Origin of the sequence: Mesorhizobium sp. WSM4311 (assembly GCF_002295115.1) — a bacterium.
Classification (GTDB): Bacteria; Pseudomonadota; Alphaproteobacteria; order Rhizobiales; family Rhizobiaceae; genus Mesorhizobium.
This window is the reverse complement of record NZ_NSFV01000001.1, coordinates 170946-189659: the sequence shown is the minus strand read 5'-3', so window position 1 is coordinate 189659 and position 18714 is coordinate 170946. Positions and strand designations below refer to the sequence as shown.

Sequence of the window (18714 nt, the reverse complement as noted above, 5' to 3'; positions counted from 1 at the left end):
CTATTCCGGCGTCAGCACCGCAACCTTCAGCTCGGCCTTTTTCGCGCCGCTGAACTGGACGGTGGCCGGGCCGGCAGTGAGCTTGAAGCGTACGCTCTTGCGGATGCCGGGGCAGGTTTTCACACCGCTATAGCCCGCCGACTTGATGGCCTTGCCGTCCTGGATGACATCGATCCAGGCCTCGCCTGACAGGCTGATCTGAATGGCTCCTCCGGCTGGCACCTCCACGCTGGCGACGGCACCGAACGTGCCCTCGGCCGGCGCGCGCTCGGGCGGCAACGTAAAACCGGCTTTCTCCGCCGGAACCAATGCCAGGTCCGCGGCAGCACCGACCGCCAGCTCCGCTCCAGCGGGCGTGGCGGGCGCCGCGGCAAACAGCGCCTGTTCCCGCGTCACAGGCCACTTGAAGGCCTCGCAACCGGCGTCCTCGGCCATGGCGAAGCTGGTGCCTGCAAGGAGCGCGAATAGACTTATGACGACTTTTTTCATGGCAAGGGAACCCACAGGTTTAGAGTGTCCATCTCAAATACAACCATAGCGATATAAATGCAACCCTGACGAGAGCGATATGAAAGGGCATGCCGGAGAACATTTCCAATCACCGATTGTTGATGGCGCGCCATGGGAAGTGAATGGTCCATCGCCGGACCATAATCTATGGCCGGACCGGGAGGGTGAAAATGGAGTTTCAGATGAAGCTTTTCGAAGGCCTCTCCAGATACCAGCCGCAGGCGCTCGGCGTGCTGCGCATCATGACCGCGCTGCAGTTCATCGAGCATGGCAGCCAGAAACTGTTCAACTTCCCCGCCAGCGCCGAGCCTCACGTCCTCACCGGGCTAACGACGGCCGCCGGCATCCTCGAATTCGCCGGCGGCATCCTGCTGGCGCTTGGCCTGTTCACTCGCCCGGTCGCGTTTCTGCTGGCCGGCGAAATGGCGATCGCCTATTTCATGGCGCACTACCCGCGCGACTTCTTCCCGGCCAACAATGGCGGCGACGCGGCGATCTCCTTCTGCTTCATCTTCCTCTATCTGGTCTTCGCCGGTGCCGGCGCCTTCGCGCTGGACAATCGCAAAGCTTGACGCTCGCCATGCGGGGTGAACCTTCACCCCCGCATGCGCTCAAAATTCGCGTCGAACAGCGGTGTCGCCTGGATGCGCGCCGCATGGCGCTTGCCCAGCAACTCGATTTCGAAGCCGTCGCTCTCCTCGGCGATCTCCTTCGGCACATAGCCGACGGCGACGGACTTTTTCGAATGATGGGCGTAGCCGCCCGACGTCACCCAGCCGCGCACCGCGCCGCCGAACCAGATCGGTTCGTCGCCGATGACATCGGCATCGTCGGCCTCGACAATGAAGGCACGCAGCCGCAATTTTCCGCCTTGCTTGCGCTCGGCCAGCGCCGCCGCCTTGCCGATGAAATCGGCTTCCTTGCCATAGGCGACGAAGCGGTCGAGCCCGGCTTCGAGCGGCCCGTAGATCGGCCGGTATTCGCGCCCCCATGAGCCGTAGTTCTTCTCGAGCCTGAGCGCATTGAGCGCGCGCGAGCCGAACAGGCCGATGCCGAATTCCGCGCCGGCCGCCATCAGCGCATGATAAGCCGCGCGCTGATATTCCGGCGCCACCCAGATCTCATAGCCGAGATCGCCGGTGTAGCTGACGCGGCCGACCAGGCACGGCGCCATGCCGATATCCATCCTGGCCACCGCCATGAACGGGACGGCCACGTTCGAAACATCGGCGCGGCTGACCTTGGCCAGCACCTCTCGCGCCTTCGGGCCGGCAATGGCAAGGCCGGTGAGTTTCGCCCCCAGCGCCTCGATATGAACCGAGCCGTCGCCAGGCAGATGCTGCTCGAACCAGCGCATATGATACTGCTCGGCGATGCCGGAGCCGGCGAGGAACCAGCCATCCCCATCTCGATCTGGAGGGCCCAGGTTGGCCAGCGTGAAATCGCCGATCAGCCTGCCGTCGTCCTTCAGCATCGGCGCCAGCGTCATGCGGCCAGGCTTGGGCAGTTTACAGGCGAGCATGCGGTCGAGCCAGGCAGCCGCCCCTCCGCCCGTCACCTTGTATTTGGCGAAGCTCGAAATCTCCGCCAGGCCGACGCCGTCGCGCACCGTCGCGACCTCTCTGGCGACATGTGAGAAATCACTGGAACGCCGCCAGGAGAACTCGTCCTTGACGCCTTCCGGCGCGTACCAGAGCGGCACTTCCAGCCCATAGGCGACGCCAAACTGCGCGCCCTTGGCCGACAACAGATCGTAGACCGGCGTCGTCTTGAGCGGCCGTCCGGCCGGCAGTTCCTCATTGGGGAAGCGGATCGAAAAGCGCCTGGAATAGTTCTCGCGCACCTTGGCGTTGGTGTAGGCCATCGTCGCCCAGTCGCCATAGCGCGCCACGTCCATGGCCCAGATGTCGGCGCCGGGGTCGCCCTCGATCATCCAGTTGGACAGCGCGAGACCGACGCCGCCGCCCTGCGAAAAACCGGCCATGACACCGCAGGCGACCCAGAAGCCCGGCAGGCCGCGCACCGGCCCGACCAGCGGGTTGCCGTCGGGCGCGAAGGTGAAAGGCCCATTGATGATTTGCTTGATGCCCGTGTTCTGGAAGGCCGGGAAATGCCGGAACCCGACCTCCAGCGACGGTGCGATGCGGTCGATGTCGGGCGCCAGCAATTCATGGCCGAAATTCCAAGGGGTCTGGTATTCGGACCACGGCTTGTTGGCTTTCTCATAGGTGCCCATCAGCATGCCGCCGCGCTCCTGGCGCAGATAGAGCTCGCCGTCGAAATCGACCGCATGGATGATCTCGGTGCCGGTCTTGGCGTTCCAGGCGGCGACTTCCGGCATGTCCTCGGTGATCAGGTACATGTGCTCCATGGCCAGCACCGGCAATTCGAGCCCGACCATGCGGCCGACCTCGCGCGCCCACAGGCCGCCGGCATTGACGACATGCTCGGCCACCACCTCGCCCTTGTTGGTGATGACGCGCCATAGGCCGTCGGGCCGCCGCACAATGTCCTCGACCTTGGTGAAGCGCTCTATTTCCGCCCCAAGCTTCCGCGCGGCCTTGGCATAGGCGTGGGTGACGCCGGAGGGATCGAGATGGCCGTCCTCCTTGTTGCGGACGGCGCCGACGAACTGCTTGGGGTCGAGCAGCGGCATCAGCTCGGCCGCTTCTGTCGCCGAGATCACTTCCAGATCGATGCCGAGATAGCGGCCCTTGGCGACGACACCGCGCAGCCAGTCCAGCCGCGCTTCGGTCGCGGCGAGCAGCACGCCGCCGGTCAGGTGCACGCCGGTCGCCTGACCCGACAGCTCCTCGATCTCCTTGTAGAGGCTGATCGTGTATTTCTGCAGCTTGGCGACGTTGGGGTCGCCATTGATCGTGTGCATGCCGCCCGCCGCGTGCCAGGTCGAGCCGGATGTCAGCTCGTCGCGCTCCAGAAGCACCACGTCGGTCCAGCCATGGCGGGCCAGATGGAACAGCACGGAACACCCGACGACACCGCCGCCAATGACCACGACCTTTGCATGCGATTTCATGGATTTTTCTCTGATATCAGTGAGTTGGATGGGTAGATGGATTCAGGATGGGAGGCATCACGGCTCGCCCTGCCCGATCGCTTCCTTGCGCCTGGCCACGTAGGCTTCGAGCGCCTCGCGCACGGCGACATCCATCGCCGGCTCGACATAGTCTTCCAGCGCCTTCTTCCACAGCCGCGTCGCGCGCGCTGTTGCATCGAGGCTGCCGGCCTCCTGCCAGGCTTCAAAATTCTGCCAGTTGGACAGCATCGGCTGGTAGAAGGCGGTGGCGTAGCGCTCCAGCGTGTGCGGCTCGCCGAAGAAATGGCCGCCCGTCGGCACCGCCCCCAGCGCCTCGACGGCAAGCTCGGCCTCGTCGACCACGATCGGCCGCAGGAACTCCATCATGTGCTGGATCATCTCGACATCGATGATGAACTTTTCGAACGACGCCGTCAGCCCGCCCTCCTGCCAGCCGGCGGCGTGATAGACGAGATTGCCATGACCGAGCACCGCGCCCCACAGCGCCATCAGCGTCTCATAGGCGCCTTGCGCATCTGCCGCATTGGAGGCCGAGCCGGGCGTCGTCCGGTAGGGCAGCCCGTAGCGCCGCGCCAATTGCCCGGAGGCGATATTGGCCTTTGTGTTCTCCGGCGTGCCGAAGGCCGGTGCACCGGACTTCATGTCGACATTGGAGGTGAAGGCGCCATACATGACAGGCGCGCCCGGCCGCACCAATTGCGTCAGCACGACGCCGAACAGTGCCTCGGCATTCTGCTGCGCCAAGGCACCCGCCAGCGTCACCGGGCTCATCGCCCCCATCAGCGTGAACGGCGTCACCGCCACCGACTGGCCGAACTCGGCCATGGTCATCAGCCCTTCGGCCATCATCTCGTCGAAGCGGCGCGGCGAATTGACCGAGATGATGGTGGCGATGCCCGGATCGTCGCGCAGCTGGTCCAACGTCAGCCCGCGCGCGATCGCCATCATCTCGATGCCGTCCAGCGCCCTGCCCCGGCCGATCGCCGAGACATGAAAGCTCTTGTCGGTCAGCGTCAGATTGGTGAAGTAGGTATCGAGATGGCGCGAATTGGCCGGCAACTCGACCGGCGCGCAGACCTGGTTGCCGAGCATGTGAACGCAGTTGAAATTCTGCGCCAGCCGGGTGAGATCGGCATAGTCGCGCAGATTGCCGGCGCGGCGGCCACGCTCCATGTCGTGCACGTTGGGCGGGCCGGCAACCAGCGTGAAATTGATGGTGTTGCCGCCGAGATGAATTGTGTTGGCCGGGTTGCGCGGCGTCAGCGTATAATTGGAGCGCGTCGTCTTGAGCGCCTCGTCGACCATGCCGCGATCGATGCGGACATTGGCCGAGGCGTGATCGACCCTGGCACCCGCCTGCTCGAACAGCGACAGCGCCCGCGGGCTCATCACCTCGATGCCGAAATTCTCCAATATATGCATTGAGGCCTGGTGGACCGCCTCGACCTGGTCTGGAGACAGCAACGCCATCGGCGGATAGGGATTGGTCACCCGCCTTTGCGGCAGTTGCGGGATGGGCGCCGGCCCCCGGTTGCTGGTGCGCTCGGCGCCGCGCTTGCGTCTTGGTTCGCTCATGCCGGCATCAAAGCCTTGGCAAACCAGGCAGGCTGTCAGAAATGCGCCGTTTACGGGCGTGATTTTAGCCAAGGCGGCATTTACGCAGTGCCATTTTATAAAAAGCGGCAGAAAGAGTCGGGATATCTACAGGGCTTTTTCGCGAGCGCTCGTGACTGCGAGGCGTTAACGGCGGCAGCAAGATTCCTTTTATGATTTCGGCCTATTGCTCATCCGATGCGTAGGTCGAGTTTTAGTAAAATTGTAGCGGTTGGCGTGTTGCTGGCACTTTCGGCCTGCGCGACCGCGCCCAGTCACATCAACAATGTCTGTGCCGTCTTCGACGAGAATGACGGCTGGTTCGACAACTGGCAGTCCGCGGCCGAACGCACCGCGCAGAAATATGGCGTGCCGGTCCCCGTGCTGATGGCGACGGTGCGCAAGGAATCCGGCTTCAAGAGCAATGCCCGGCCGCCGCGCACCAAGCTTCTCGGCTTCATTCCCTGGAAGCACGTCTCGTCGGCCACCGGCTTCTCGCAGGCGCTCGACGGCACATGGTCGCAATATCAGCGCGAAACCGGCAACTGGGCGGCGCGGCGCAGCAGATTCGCCGATGCCGTCGACTTCGTCGGCTGGTATCATTCCAAGACGGCAGACAGCTACGGCGTCGCCCGCAACGATACCTACAATCTCTACCTCGCCTATTATCTCGGCTGGACCGCCTACGGCCGCGGCAACCGCGGTGACGCCGGCGTACAGGGTTACGCCCGGGCCACCGACAAGATGGCGCGGGACTATGAAGCGCAGTTGCGGCAGTGCGGAAGCTGACACTCAGCCTGGGTTAGTGCCGCCTTGTCGTATCCTTCGGCTTTGAAACGCCGGTTTCGGAAACCTCGTCGCGGATTTCGTGTCGACGGGCTCGCAGGACGGCGTCCGCGTCCTCGACGGCCTTTCCGGTCGCGTCGGCTTTCGCACTGGCGTTTTTGCCGCTCGGACGCGCCGGCGGCGAACCGGCAAAGCCTGGACCTTCGCCCTGCACCGCGTCGTCCGGCACGCCCTCATGCGCGGCATGCTCCTTGTCGAACTTGATCACCGGCTCCATCTTGGCCAGCACGTCGTCGGCAAGCCAGCACAGGCTCATATGGCCGTCGCCGAGATGCTTGACCGGCGGCACCTTGGTCTCGCACAGATTGTCCGGCACCAGCTTCTTGTAGCCGCAGCGTGTCTGGAACGGGCAGCCGGTCGGCGGGTTCATCGCCGAGGGGATGTCGCCTTCGAGCACGATGTGCTTTTTCACCACGCTGGTGTCGGCAATCGGGATCGCCGACAGCAGCGCCTCGGTATAAGGGTGATAGGGCGGCGCGAAGATCTGGTCGGTCGTGCCTTGCTCGACGATATAGCCGAGATACATGACGACGACGCGGTCGGCGATATAGCGCACGACCGACAGATCGTGGCTGATGAACAGCATCGTCGTCTTGTTCTTGCGCTGTATGTCCATCAACAGTTCGGTCACCGCCGCCTGCACGGACACGTCGAGTGCCGAGACCGGCTCGTCGGCCACCACCACCTTGGCATCGCCGGCAAAGGCGCGCGCCACGCCGATGCGCTGCTTCTGGCCACCGGACAGCTGGCGCGGCTTGCGGGTCTCGAAGGCGCGCGGTAGCTTCACCAGGTCGAGCAATTCCAGCATGCGCTTGCGGCGGTCGGCGACCGTCTTGCCGACATTGAATTTCTCCAGCGTGCGGATGATCTGCGACCCGACCGAATGGCTGGGGTTCAGCGTGTCGAACGGATTCTGGAACACCATCTGGATCGACGACACGGTTTCGACGCTGCGGCTCTCGATACCGGTCGACTGGATCTGCTTGTTGCCCAGCGTCACCGTGCCGGCACTTGCCGTCTCCAGGCCGAGCAGCACCTTGGCCAGCGTCGACTTTCCGCAGCCGGATTCGCCGACGATGGCGACGGTCTCGGACTCGCGCGCCATGAAGGAGATGGTCTCGTTGGCCTTGACGACGCGGCCCTCACTCGAGCCGAACACCTCGCTGCCGCCGACCTTGTAGTATTTCCTGAGATCCTCGATCTTGAGCACCGGCGCGCCGGGCACGACGCGCTCATTGACCTTCTTGGCGCCGGGCGGCAGCGCCTCCCAGTCGATCTCGTTGAAGCGCACGCAGCGTGAGAAATGGCCTTCGTGGCCGGCGACCTCGACCATCGGGATTTCGGCGGCGTTGCAGACGCCCTCGACGAAATGGTGGCAGCGCGGACCGAAATTGCAGCCCATCGGCCGCTCATGCGGCAGCGGCAACTGGCCGGGAATGGAGATCAGCGGCCGCGAATTCTTGTCGGCGCCCGGTAGCGGGATCGAACGGAACAGCCCTTGCGTGTAGGGATGGCGCATCCGGTCGAACACGTCCTTGATCTTGCCGGTCTCCACCGCCTCGCCCGAATACATCACGGTGATGCGGTCGCAGGTCTCGAGGATAAGGCCGAGATTGTGCGACACGAAGATCATCGACGTGCCGAACTTCTCGCCCAGTCCCTTGACCAGTTCGACGATGCCCGCCTCCACCGTCACGTCGAGCGCCGTCGTCGGCTCGTCGAGCAGAAGCAGTGCCGGCTTCGACAGCAGCGCCATGGCAATGACGATGCGCTGCTGCTGGCCGCCGGAGAGCTGGTGCGGATAGGAGCGCATCATGCGCTCGGGATCGGGCAGCTTGACGGCACGCACCATTTCGAGGGAGCGTTTGTAAGCCTCTTCCTTCGACACCTTGTCGTGGATAAGCGGCACTTCCATCAACTGCTGGCCGACCTTCATTGCCGGATTGAGACTGGCCATCGGCTCCTGGTAGATCATCGCGATCTTGTTGCCGCGGATGGCGCGCAGCTCCTCCTCGGAGAGCTCGCCCATGTCCTTGCCCTGGAACTTGATCCTGCCGCCGACGATCTTCCCGATGTTGGAAAGGTCGCGCATGATGCCGAGCGACACGGTCGACTTGCCGCAGCCGGATTCACCGACGATGCCCATCGCTTCTCCGGGCATGACCGTGCAGGAAAAATCCATGACCGCCGGTATTTCGCCCTTGCGGGTGAAGAAGGAGATCGACAGGTTTTCGATCTCGATGATCGGCTCTGCGGGATTTCGAACTGCCTCGTTCATGGGTCGCTCCAATCCAAATTCTACCAGATGCGGGCCGGAGCCCGTCAATCAGTCTTTCATCGATTGTTCACGCAGCGAGTCGGCCAAAAGGTTGAGCCCCAGCACGAACGACATCAGCGCGATCGTCGGCGGCAGCGCCGGATGGATGAAGGAGCGCAGCAGCCGGCTGGCATCCTTGATCGCCGTGCCCCAGTCGGGGCTTTCCGGTGCCAGGCCGAGGCCGAAATAGCCCAGCGTCCCGAGCAGGATGGTGGTGTAGCCGATGCGCAGGCAGGCATCGACGATCAACGGCCCGCGTGCATTGGGCAGGATCTCCCAAAGCATGATGTACCAGGGCGATTCACCGCGCGTCTGCGCCGCCGCCACATAGTCGCGCGTCTTGATGTCCATCACCAGGCCGCGCACGATGCGGAACACGCCCGGGCTGGAGGCAAACACCACGGCCACGAAGATGTTGAGCTGGTTGGGATCGATGTGGACGATGTGCAGCGGGTCCTTGTCGAAGACAAGGCCCAGATAGATCCAGCCGCCTATGATCAGCGTCAGGCCGAGCAGGATGTACAGCCGGTCTGGCCGGTTCTTGTAGCGCGTCCAGAACAGCACGCTGAAGAAGATGATCGGAAACAGGAAGAACACGCCGGCCATGGCATAGGGGATCGGCGTGTCCATGATGCCCGGCGTCACCAGGAGGTAGAACAGCAGGATGACCGGGAAGGCCAGCACGAGATTGGCCAGGAACGACAGCACCGTGTCGATCTTGCCGCCGTAATAGCCGGCGGGCAGGCCAAGCGTGATGCCGACCATCAGCGCGAAGCCGGTCGCCGCCGGCGCGATGATCAGCACGATCTGGCTGCCATAGACCATGCGCGAAAACACGTCGCGTGCCAGCTTGTCGCCGCCGAACAGATAGACAAGCCCCGATTGCGGCTCGATGGCGCCGGGCAGCATGTCCTTCATCACCGGGACCTGGGCCAGCGGATCGAAAGGCGAGATGGTCGATGCGAAGATTGCCGTGAACAGCCAGAACAGGCAGATGCCGACGCCGACAATGCCGACGCCGCTGTCGAACAGCTGTCCGTAGAGCGCCAGCCTCTTCTTGTAGGCGAAGCTCGCACCCATGACGATGATGAGCGCAATCCAAACTGGCCAGAAGCGCGACAGCACTTCGAGAATGACGCTGAAGGCACTGATATATTGGACCTGCATCCGCTTCGCCCCCTACTGAACTCTGATACGCGGATTGAGAAACGCGTAGCCGACATCGGAAATGAGCTGTGTGATCAAGACGATGAACACCGAGACCAGCGAGCAGCCAAGCAAAAGGTCGATGTCGTTGTTGCCGGCGGCCTCGACCAGCGTGTAGCCGAAGCCCTGGTAGCGGAACATCACCTCGACGATGACGACGCCGGTAAGCAGCCAGGGAAATTGCAGCATGATGACGGTGAACGGTGCGATCAGCGCGTTGCGCAGCGCATGTTTCACCACCACGCCGCCGAAGGAGAGACCCTTCAACCGGGCGGTGCGGATATATTGCTGCGTCATCACTTCGACCATCGAGGCGCGGGTCATGCGGGCGATGTAGCCGATGCCGTAGATCGCCAGCGTCATCACCGGCAGGGTGAAATTGTAGAAGGTGATGCCCTGGCTTGCGGACGCTGCCGAACCGTTCAACCAGCCGAGCCATGAGGCGAAGATGACGGTGAAGATGACGCCCGACACGTATTCGGGCGTCGCCGTCGAGGCGATCGAGGCCACCGAAAGCACCCGGTCGGTTCGCGATCCCTCGCGCATGCCGGCCAGGATGCCGATCAAGAGCGATACCGGCACCATCACCGCCAACACACAGAACATCAGGATGCCGGTGGCGCCAAGTGCCGGGAACAGCTTAGAGGCGACGGTCGTCTTGAACTTGGTCGAGCAACCGAAATCCCCTTCGAGGACGCCGGAGAAGGTTGGTACGGCCGGATCGTTGCAGAAAGTGAAACGCTGCGTCGGCTTGCCGGTTGCCGGGTCGGTCACCGGCTGCTTGGGCAGCAGGCCCAGCCACTGTCCGTAGCGGACGAAGAAATTCTGCCGGTAGCCATGGTTGACCAGCCAGTCCTCCAGCTGTTCGGCCGAAGTGTGCATTTCCGTCTGGCTGATCGCCAGCTTCTTCAGGTTGGGTTCGAGGTTGATCAGGAAGAAGACGATCATCGTCAGGCACAGCATCGTCAATGCCATGGTGCCGAGACGCCTGAGAACGAAAGAAAGCATGGCGGCCCCCTGCCGATGGGGTGGGTTTTGAGCCGGCTTCAAACCTCGCCTGCCGTCACCGGCGGACTGGCCGTCAAACAGGCCCTCGAATGCGATCAACCCTGTTTTTATCGCATGGCCTTTGCGGGTGAGTCCGTATTTTTTTACGGACGAACCTGCAATGGCGACGCAGAGAGGGAGGGAAAGGGGCATTGCCCCTTCCCCCGGCCCGATCGATCAGGCCTGATCGAGCCAGACCTTGCCGTAGTCGCGCTCGAAGGTCGGATGCATCTTGTAGTTTTGCACCGCCTTGACCGAGTGGCTGTAGAGCTTGCGCCAGTAGGGCTGGATGATGATACCGGAAGCCTGCAGGATCTGCTCGATGTCCTTCATCATTTCCTTGCGCTTGGCAGCGTCGGCAACGGCGAGTGCAGCGTTGAGCTTGGCGTCCCAATCCGGATTCGACCACGCTGCCTCGTTCCAGGCCTCGCCGGTGCGATAGGCGATGGCCAGGACCTGCACGCCGAGTGGGCGCATATTCCAGTTGGTCATGGACAGCGGATACTTCGTCCAGTCGTTCCAGAACGTCGAACCCGGCAGCACGGTGCGCTTGACCTTGATACCGGCGTCGCGCAGCTGGGCGGCGATCGCGTCGCCGGTGTTCTTGTGCCAGTCCTCGTCAACGGTGATCAGCTCGTGTTCGAAGTCGGCCTGGCCGGCCTCCGCCATCAGCGCCTTCGCCTTGGCCGGATCACGGGCAACCTTGGGCAGCTCGTAATATTCCGGATGGATCGAGCAGACATGGTGGTTTTCGGCGACCGAGCCGGCATTGCCGTAGCCGAGCTGGAGGACGACATTGTTGTCGACCGCCAGTTGCAGGGCGTTACGCACCTTCTGGTCGCCATAGGGCTTGTTGTTGACGTTGGTGCGGCAGACGATGGTCGAAGCCGTGACAACCTCCGACTTGACCAGGTCCATCTTGTCGAGGATCGAGACATAGTCGGCCGACGTTTCGAAGTTGGTGTGCACTTCGCCAGCCTCGAATGCGCTGACCATGGCCGCCGGATCGGTGCCGTAGTCGATGAATTCGATGCCGTCGAGAAACACTTCGCCGTCCCACCACTTGTTGTCTTCGCGGCGCTTGTAGACGACTTTCTGGCCGACGTCGTAAGAGACGAGCTCGAACGGACCGGTGCCGATCGGGCAGGCCTTGAAGTCGCCGCCCTTCTCGTCGAAAGTCTTGTGCACGATCAGGCCGGGATAGTCGCACATGTTGGGAATGAGCGCGATGTCAGGCTTGGCGAGCTTGAGTACGACCGTGTGGTCGTCCGGCATGCTCACGGCGCTTTCGTCGAGCTTGTCATCCTTGACCAGCGAGCCGAGACGGCCGGGCATCGAATTGCCTTCGGCCTTCTTGTCGGCCCAGCGCTTCAGGTTGAAGACGACGTCAGAGGCTGTGAAGGGGTCGCCGTTCGACCAGGTCACGCCCTTGCGCACATGCAGCGTGTACTGGGTGGCGTCGTCGTTCACGTCCCAGCTTTCCAGCAGATAAGGACGGAACGTATATTCGCTCGTGTACTTGACCAGTGGCTCGAGCGCCTGGCGCTCGGCATTGGCAATTTCCGACCAGTCGGCCTTGCGAGGATCCTTGGGATCCTTGATCCACTGCGCGACCTTCAGCGTGCCGCCTTTCTTGCCTTTTACCTCTTCTGCCCTTGCCGGCGTCGGATCGGCGAGACCGAGAAGACCATAGGCCATCGCCGTCGAGGCGCCGAAGACGCTTGCCATGGCCAGGAATTCGCGGCGATCAACCTTACCTGCCTTGGCTTCTTCGGCCATGGCCAGGATGTGATCCGGAACGCGATCGCCATTACTCTTGTAGATTGTCATGACTAACTCCCATTGTTGGCTTTCCGCCGATTAACATTCCGCATCCAGGCCCTGATGTCAAAGACGGCTTGGATTGGGAACATGTTGGCGAATGTGCAACTTTGAAAAGGGAGCGGTACGCGCGATAGCGACAGTCTTGACGCAAAATTGCTAGTGCGCCCAGATTTCGCCAAAATCCACTCAGGGCGATTAAACTGAGACATTGGCACGGGTTACGACAGCGCCAGTCCCGGCAATGGTGAGGGCCAGTCCCTCAATATTCCTTTTCGTAGAAGATTCCGCCCTTGGCCTCGCCGGCGTCCGTCGCCTCGCCACGCAACTTGACGCCACGCCCGACATTGAGGTCGATGGTCGCCTTGCCCGAGCCCGGCTTGTCGCCCTTCTGGATGGTCACATAGGTGCGGTCGTTGAGGTATTTGCCGGCCGAGACCGCCGTGCCGCCCTTGTCGTCGGTGGTGACGTCGAGATCGTCGACGCCGATGGCGCTGCGCAGGTTCTCCAGCAGCGACGTCGAGCCGCCGACGCCAGCCAGTTGGCCGGCCGCCTCGGCCAGCTGCGCGATCTGCAGCGGCGACAGGTTCGACATGGACCGGCCGAAGATCAATTGCGCCAGCACCTCGTCCTCGGGCAGCGCCGGCACCGAGGAGAAGGTGAATTTCGGATTGGTCGCCTCGCCCGACACCACGATGGTGACGGTGGCGCTGGCCGTCGTCGTGGTCGCCGTCAGGTTGAGATAGGGCACCAGCGAGCCGGAGAAACCGACCGTACCCTCGGTGAAGGTCAGCCGCTTGCCCAGGATCGACAGCCGGCCGCGCTGCAAGGTGAAGGTGCCGACGGCCTGCGGCGACGAGGCCGGGCCGGTCAGCCTGAGCGAGCCGCCCAGTTCGGCATCGACGCCCCTGCCCTGGATGAAGATCTGGTTCGGCGCATTGACGGTGACGTCGAGCGCAAGCCCGCTGCCGCCGCTCTTGCCCGACGTCGTTGCCGGGCGCAGCGCCTTGTCCTGCGCGCTGACGGCGCCGGGCGCGTTCTTGTGCTTGACGTCGAGCGCCGAGAGCGAGCCCGGCAACTTATCCGGAACCGTGATGACGGTCTTGGCGAGATTGACGGCGCCGGCAATCGCCGGTGCCGATACCAGCGGCCCCTTGATCGTCAGGTCGCCGCCGAGATTGGCGGTCACCACGCGTCCGTCCGTATAGCGCCCGTCGGTGAGCTTGATCGACAGGTCGGCCGGAAAACCTTGCGCCGGGTTGATGCCGACCGTGCCGCTGGCCGACAGGCTGCCGCGCGTCGACAATGTTCCGGTCAGGCGGTTGATCCTGGCGACGCCGCCGCCGATCGAGACATCGGCCGCGAGATCGTTGACGGCCAGGCCCGAGCGGGCATCGACCAGCCGCGCGCCCGATGTGCTGACACTACCGCCGACGACAGGCGACGTCGCCGGGCCGCGCACCTGGACATTGACCGTGGCTGTTCCCGACAGCGACAAGCCCTGCGCGGCAAGCTTCTGGCTGAGCATGCCGAAGGGCACGGCACCATTGAAGTCGAGCACCAGCGCCGGCGTGCCCGCCGTCGTCACCGTGCCGCCGCCCTTGAGGCCAAGGCCGGCGCCATCGCTGACATTGGCGTTGAAGGTCAGCTTGTTGCCGGCAAAGGTACCGGAGGAGGCAACTCCGACCGCGCCGACGCCGGCGCCTCGGGTTTGCGACGTCTGCACGCCGGCCGCGTCTATGTTGAAGGCTACGGAAGGGCTCGCCGGCGCGCCGGTCACCTTCACCGTGCCGGAAATCGAACCGGCGGCATCGAGACCCGGCGAGAAACCGTTGGCGAGCGACATCGGCACCTTCGCCAGCGCCGCGTTGATGTCGAGCGCCTGCCCGACCTTGCCGGTCACCGTCGCCGTGCCGCCGCCAAGGTTGAGCACCAGCCGGTCCAGCGTCGTCGTGCCGTTGGCGATGCTGACCGTCGAAGCCTGGGCGATGGCCGCCTTGATGCCCTGGACGGTCGCCTGGCCGGAAGCGAGTTCGATGGTGGTCGTGCCATTGGCCACCTTCACGCGGCCGGCCGCCTTGGCCGGAATGCCCTTGACCGTGGCGCCACCGGAAAAGCCGGTCCAGTCGCCGTCGCGCTTCAGATCGACATCGATGCCGCTGATCACGGTGCCGCCCGATTTGACGGTGTCGGCGCGGATCTTGCCCGAGGTCACCGGTGCGGCGAGATAATTGGCGATCAGCGCATCGATGGAAACCGCCTTCGCCTGGAGATCGCCGCGCGTGATCGAGGCGGTGGCCGCCTTGATGGCGACCTGAGGTGCGGCACCGTTCTTCGTGAAGGCGATCGTGCCGCGCACGTCGCCCTCCGCCTTTTCCAGCGCCAGCGCGGCGAGCGGGCCGATATCGGGCAGGTCGAGCGAGATGGTGCCTTCGGGTACGAACTTGTCGTCCAGCGCCAGATCGCCGGAAATCCGGTTCTTGCCGAGCGACAGGAGCAGGCCGTTGATGGCGCTCTTGCCGTCCGCCGTCGCCAGCACCGCGCTGCCTTGCAAGGCTTGTCCCGCGACATTGCCGGTCAGTTGCACGTTCGCGGCCGGGTTGGCGGCATCCGCCTTGCCGGTAGCCGTGAGCTTCAGTCCGGTGATCTCGCGCTCCGCCACCAAAAGCCGATCGCTGTTGACCGTCAGCGACAGATCGGGGGCGATGGCCGGGCCCTGTGCGTTCAGCGCAAAGGCAATGGCGCCCTTGGCGTCCTTCGACAGCGGCGAGATGTCGGCAAGGGCGCCGGTGATGTCGGCGGCCAGCTTGTTGTCGGCAAGGCTCGCCCGCCCTTGTGCGGTCAGTCCGCCCGAGACCAGCTTCAACCCATCGAGATTGATGCTGCCGTTGGGATCGCGCTTCAGCGTGGCGCTGATCTGCGCGCGCTCGCCAAGCATGCCGCGCGCCGCCGCCGGCAAGGCCGATGACGGGGCATCCGCACTCAGCTTCAGGTCGATGGCGCCATCGCGCAACGACACCTGCCCGGCGACCTGGCTGTTCAGCGCATCGCTCTTGAGCGAGCCGCTGTCGATGGCTATGCCGTCCGACGTCAGCCGGGCGTTCAGCGCGGCCGTCACCTTGCCGGCGATCAGCGGTGCGATAACGGCATTGTCGAGACCGACCTTGTCCACCGACACCGTGCCGGAAACCTGTCCGGCGCGGTTCTTGAGATCGAACGCATCCGAATGCAATGCCAGGACAAGCCCGTCCACCTTCGCCGGGCTGGTGGTGACCGAAGGCAGGATCGCGGAGACGTCCAGGCGGGCTCGCGCGGTCTCGCCCGCCGCCTTGGCCGACAAGGACCGTATCTCGATCTTCACCGGGCTCGCGGCGCTTCCGACCGTCAGCGGCAGGCTCGGTCCCGACGATGTAAGGTCGAGGGCAAAATCGCTGGCGCCGTTCGGATTGATGGTGCCGGAGGCCTCGCCGGAAATCTTGTCGCCGGACAGCGTCGCATGGTCGAGGACGACGCCGCCGGCCAGGGTGTAGGTGCCGGCCGCGTCGACCGCGAGCGACCCGAGCCCGGCCTGGCGGGTCTGGCTGGTTTCGACGCCTGCAAGCTGTGCGTTGAACCGAACTTCGGGGGCAGCCGGCGTTCCAGTCACTTGAGCAGCGCCGCCGAGCATTCCCACCGCATCGAGCGCGGGGGCAAAATCATTGGCCAGGGCCGCCGGCAGCGCGGAAAACTGTGCGGCGAGATCGAGCGTCTGGCCGGCGTTGCCCGACAGCGTCACCGAACCGCCGCCGACATCGAGCGCCAGCTTCTCGATGCTGGTGGTGCCGTTGGCGATGGTCAGGGTCGAGGGTTCAGCGATTGCCGCCTTGATGCCGCGAACCGTGGCTTCGCCCGAAGCAATCTCGACGCTGGTGGTGCCCTCAGCAATCTTGACCCGGCCGGCGGCGGTCGCCGGAATGCCTGCTATGGTGGCGCCGCCGGTGAAATTGGTCCAGTCGCCGTCGCGCTTCAGGTCGACGCCGATGCCGCTGATCTCGGTGGCGCCCGAGGTGACGCTGTCGGCCTTGATGGTGCCCGAGATCGCCGGCGCCTTGAGATAGTTGGCGATCAGCGCGTTGACGGCAATCGCCTTGGCCGTCACTTCGCCACGCGCGACAGACGTGCTTTTCGCATCGATGGTGACGGAGGGTGCGTCGCCGTCCTTGGCAAAGAGGATGGTGCCGTTGATGTCGCCGGTCACGGCCTGGCCGGCGAGTGCCGCCAGCTGGTCGATTGCCGGTGCGGCGAGCGTCAGCGTGCCGAGCGGCATGAACCTGTCATCGAGCACCAGGTCGCCGGAAACCTTGTTGTCGCCGAGCGAGACCAGGAAACCGTTGATCGAGCGCTTGCCCTCGCTGGTCACCAGCGCCGCCTTGATATCGAGCGGCTGGTCGTTGACCGATCCGGTCAGCGAAACATCGGCCGAGGGGCTCGCTATGTCCGCCTTGCCGCTTGCCGTCAGCTTGATCGCCTTCACCGTGCGGCCCGAGGCGGTCAGGCTGTCGCTGTTGGCGGAGACGGTGAAATCCGGGGCCGTCCTGGCGCCGCTTGCCGACAGCGCGAAATCCACACCGCCGGCAACCGGCACGCCGACCGTCGGCGACAACACCGACACGTCGCCCAGTTTGCCCTTGATGTCGGCCTGGATATCCGTGCCTTGCATGCTGGCGGTGCCGCTGGCGCTAAGCGATCCGGAGGTCAACGAGATCGAGTTGGCGGCAAAGGCTCCTTGTGGATCGCGCGTCGCGGCGGCCGAGAACTTCACCCGTGCGCCAAGCACCGAGGCGATCTGCGGCGGCAAGGCCGTCGCCACTGCGTCGGCGTTCATTTTGAGCCGCATCGACAGGTCGGCAAGTGCCACCGTCGCCGTCAGCGAGGCATTGAGCGCATCGGAGCGCAGCGTGCCCTGGTCGATGGCGATGGCGTCCTTGCTCAGCGATCCGGCGAGGTCGACATCGACCTTGCCGGTGATCAGCGGCGCCAGCGTCGCCACGTCGGTCTTCAGCCCGCCCGCCGCCAGCTTCACGGAGACCGGCCCAGCGCGGTTCTGAATGTCGAAGCCGTCGGAATGGATCTGTCCCGAAATATCGTAGAGCTGGGTACCGCCCGCCACCACCGAAGCCAGCGAGGCACCGATATCGATGATCGGCGCCTTGCCGTCGCCGAAGGCGCGGGCGGTGGCGTTCCTGATCGCGACAGTGATCGGTTGCGCCGCGCTTCCCACGACGATCTGCACCGGCGCGCTTTTGGCGGCGATTTCGACCGACAGATCGCTGGCGCCGGCGGGGTCGGCGATGCCGGTGGCTGTGCCATGGATCGCGTCGCTTTCGACGCTGGCCCGGTCGACACTGATGCCGCCGGCCGATGTCGCGGTGCCCGCGACATCGAAGCTGGTCTTGCCGGTAAACAGCGGCCTCAGATTTTCCGGCAGGAAGGGCGCGAACTCGCCGTCGCCCTTGGCCTCGACGTGGTTGCCCTTGTCGGTGAGTTGATGACGGCCCGTCAGTTGCGTGACGATCTTGCCGTCGACCATGAATGTGGCGATGCCATTCCAGTTGGCCAGTGGTCCGGTGCCCGAGACCGCTATGTCGACCGGCGGCGTATCGGGCAGCTTGAGCAGATTGGCGATGATGCCGCCGGCCGGCTCCGATGCCTTGAGGTCAAGGTCCAGCCTGTTGTCTGCCGGCGCAAAGTGGATCTTGGCGGCGACATTGCCTTGCTTGCCGTCATGGCGGGTGACGTTGAGCACCGTCTCGACCGCGAGCGGCGCCGCGTCGACCTTGAGCATCCCCTTGGCGGCGAGTTCGGCGATGCCGGTGCCGGCCAGTTGCTGGCCAAGCGCGATTTCCGGCAGGTCTATCTCTCGGATGTCGATGGAAACCGGCAGCGTGGCCGTGCCGCCCTGCGCTGGCGGCTGCGTGCCGGCCACCGGCAGGCGTGCCAGTTCGATGCGCCCGGCGGCTATGCGGCCTGCACTGAAGCTTTTCGACAGCAGCGCCAGCGGCGACCAGTCGACGGCGACCTTGCGCGCCACCAGCCAGGCGCCCTGGCGGTCTTCCAGCACCACATGGTCGACGCTGAGCGCGCCCGCCCAGATGCCGTCAATGCCGCTGACCGTGATCTTGCGGTCGTCGTTCGAAGCCAGCCGCGAAATGATGCCGGCGAGATTGTCGCGTCCGCGCTCTGTCTTTGTCAGGACGACGAGCGCGCCGATCGCGCCCGCGACCACGATCAGCAGCGTGTAGAGGACAATGCGAAGGATGCGCCACACCGTCTTCAT

The 18714-nt window shown here is 64.3% G+C and carries 10 protein-coding genes; 2 read left to right on the top strand and 8 right to left on the bottom strand.

The window, feature by feature from the left end; all coding sequences use genetic code 11:
• A complete protein-coding gene (locus CK226_RS00935; protein ID WP_095787694.1) occupies positions 1–489 on the bottom strand; it encodes a hypothetical protein in 489 nt (162 codons plus the stop codon).
• Positions 490–692: 203 nt separating this feature from the next.
• Between CK226_RS00935 and CK226_RS00930 the strand changes: the two genes are divergently transcribed.
• The gene (locus CK226_RS00930; RefSeq protein WP_095791051.1) at positions 693–1082 is read left to right on the top strand and encodes a DoxX family protein; all 390 of its coding nucleotides are present in this window, start codon (positions 693–695) and stop codon (positions 1080–1082) included.
• 23 nt (positions 1083–1105) lie between these two features.
• Here CK226_RS00930 and CK226_RS00925 read toward each other — a convergent pair whose 3' ends face one another.
• Positions 1106–3547: an FAD-dependent oxidoreductase gene (locus CK226_RS00925; protein WP_095790770.1), complete on the bottom strand. Its 2442-nt coding sequence runs from the start codon at positions 3545–3547 to the stop codon at positions 1106–1108.
• Positions 3548–3604: 57 nt separating this feature from the next.
• Positions 3605–5143 (bottom strand): trimethylamine methyltransferase family protein, encoded by a 1539-nt coding sequence (locus CK226_RS00920; protein WP_095790769.1) that lies wholly within the window; start codon positions 5141–5143, stop codon positions 3605–3607.
• 216 nt (positions 5144–5359) lie between these two features.
• Between CK226_RS00920 and CK226_RS00915 the strand changes: the two genes are divergently transcribed.
• Positions 5360–5950, top strand: coding sequence for a transglycosylase SLT domain-containing protein (locus tag CK226_RS00915; RefSeq protein ID WP_095790768.1), 591 nt, complete (start codon positions 5360–5362; stop codon positions 5948–5950).
• A gap of 13 nt (positions 5951–5963) precedes the next feature.
• On the opposite strand, the gene CK226_RS00910 is transcribed toward CK226_RS00915, so the two are convergent.
• The 5 genes from CK226_RS00910 to CK226_RS00890 all read right to left on the bottom strand — a co-directional run bounded on the left by CK226_RS00910 (position 5964) and on the right by CK226_RS00890 (position 18714).
• Positions 5964–8285 (bottom strand): ABC transporter ATP-binding protein, encoded by a 2322-nt coding sequence (locus tag CK226_RS00910; RefSeq protein ID WP_095790767.1) that lies wholly within the window; start codon positions 8283–8285, stop codon positions 5964–5966.
• Between the two features lie 48 nt (positions 8286–8333).
• A complete protein-coding gene (locus CK226_RS00905; RefSeq protein ID WP_095773874.1) occupies positions 8334–9491 on the bottom strand; it encodes an ABC transporter permease in 1158 nt (385 codons plus the stop codon).
• A gap of 12 nt (positions 9492–9503) precedes the next feature.
• On the bottom strand, positions 9504–10538 hold the full coding sequence (locus CK226_RS00900; protein WP_095773873.1) for an ABC transporter permease: 1035 nt from the start codon (positions 10536–10538) through the stop codon (positions 9504–9506).
• A gap of 216 nt (positions 10539–10754) precedes the next feature.
• On the bottom strand, positions 10755–12407 hold the full coding sequence (locus tag CK226_RS00895) for an ABC transporter substrate-binding protein (RefSeq protein WP_095787691.1): 1653 nt from the start codon (positions 12405–12407) through the stop codon (positions 10755–10757).
• A 253-nt stretch (positions 12408–12660) separates the two neighbouring features.
• On the bottom strand, positions 12661–18714 hold the full coding sequence (locus CK226_RS00890; protein WP_095790766.1) for a translocation/assembly module TamB domain-containing protein: 6054 nt from the start codon (positions 18712–18714) through the stop codon (positions 12661–12663).

Coding starts and splice junctions, on each gene's coding strand:
- CK226_RS00935 (WP_095787694.1), bottom strand. CDS start 489: ATGAAAAAAGTCGTCATAAGTCTATTCGCGCTCCTTGCAGGCACCAGC.
- CK226_RS00930 (WP_095791051.1), top strand. CDS start 693: ATGAAGCTTTTCGAAGGCCTCTCCAGATACCAGCCGCAGGCGCTCGGC.
- CK226_RS00925 (WP_095790770.1), bottom strand. CDS start 3,547: ATGAAATCGCATGCAAAGGTCGTGGTCATTGGCGGCGGTGTCGTCGGG.
- CK226_RS00920 (WP_095790769.1), bottom strand. CDS start 5,143: ATGAGCGAACCAAGACGCAAGCGCGGCGCCGAGCGCACCAGCAACCGG.
- CK226_RS00915 (WP_095790768.1), top strand. CDS start 5,360: ATGCGTAGGTCGAGTTTTAGTAAAATTGTAGCGGTTGGCGTGTTGCTG.
- CK226_RS00910 (WP_095790767.1), bottom strand. CDS start 8,285: ATGAACGAGGCAGTTCGAAATCCCGCAGAGCCGATCATCGAGATCGAA.
- CK226_RS00905 (WP_095773874.1), bottom strand. CDS start 9,491: ATGCAGGTCCAATATATCAGTGCCTTCAGCGTCATTCTCGAAGTGCTG.
- CK226_RS00900 (WP_095773873.1), bottom strand. CDS start 10,538: ATGCTTTCTTTCGTTCTCAGGCGTCTCGGCACCATGGCATTGACGATG.
- CK226_RS00895 (WP_095787691.1), bottom strand. CDS start 12,407: ATGACAATCTACAAGAGTAATGGCGATCGCGTTCCGGATCACATCCTG.
- CK226_RS00890 (WP_095790766.1), bottom strand. CDS start 18,714: ATGAAGACGGTGTGGCGCATCCTTCGCATTGTCCTCTACACGCTGCTG.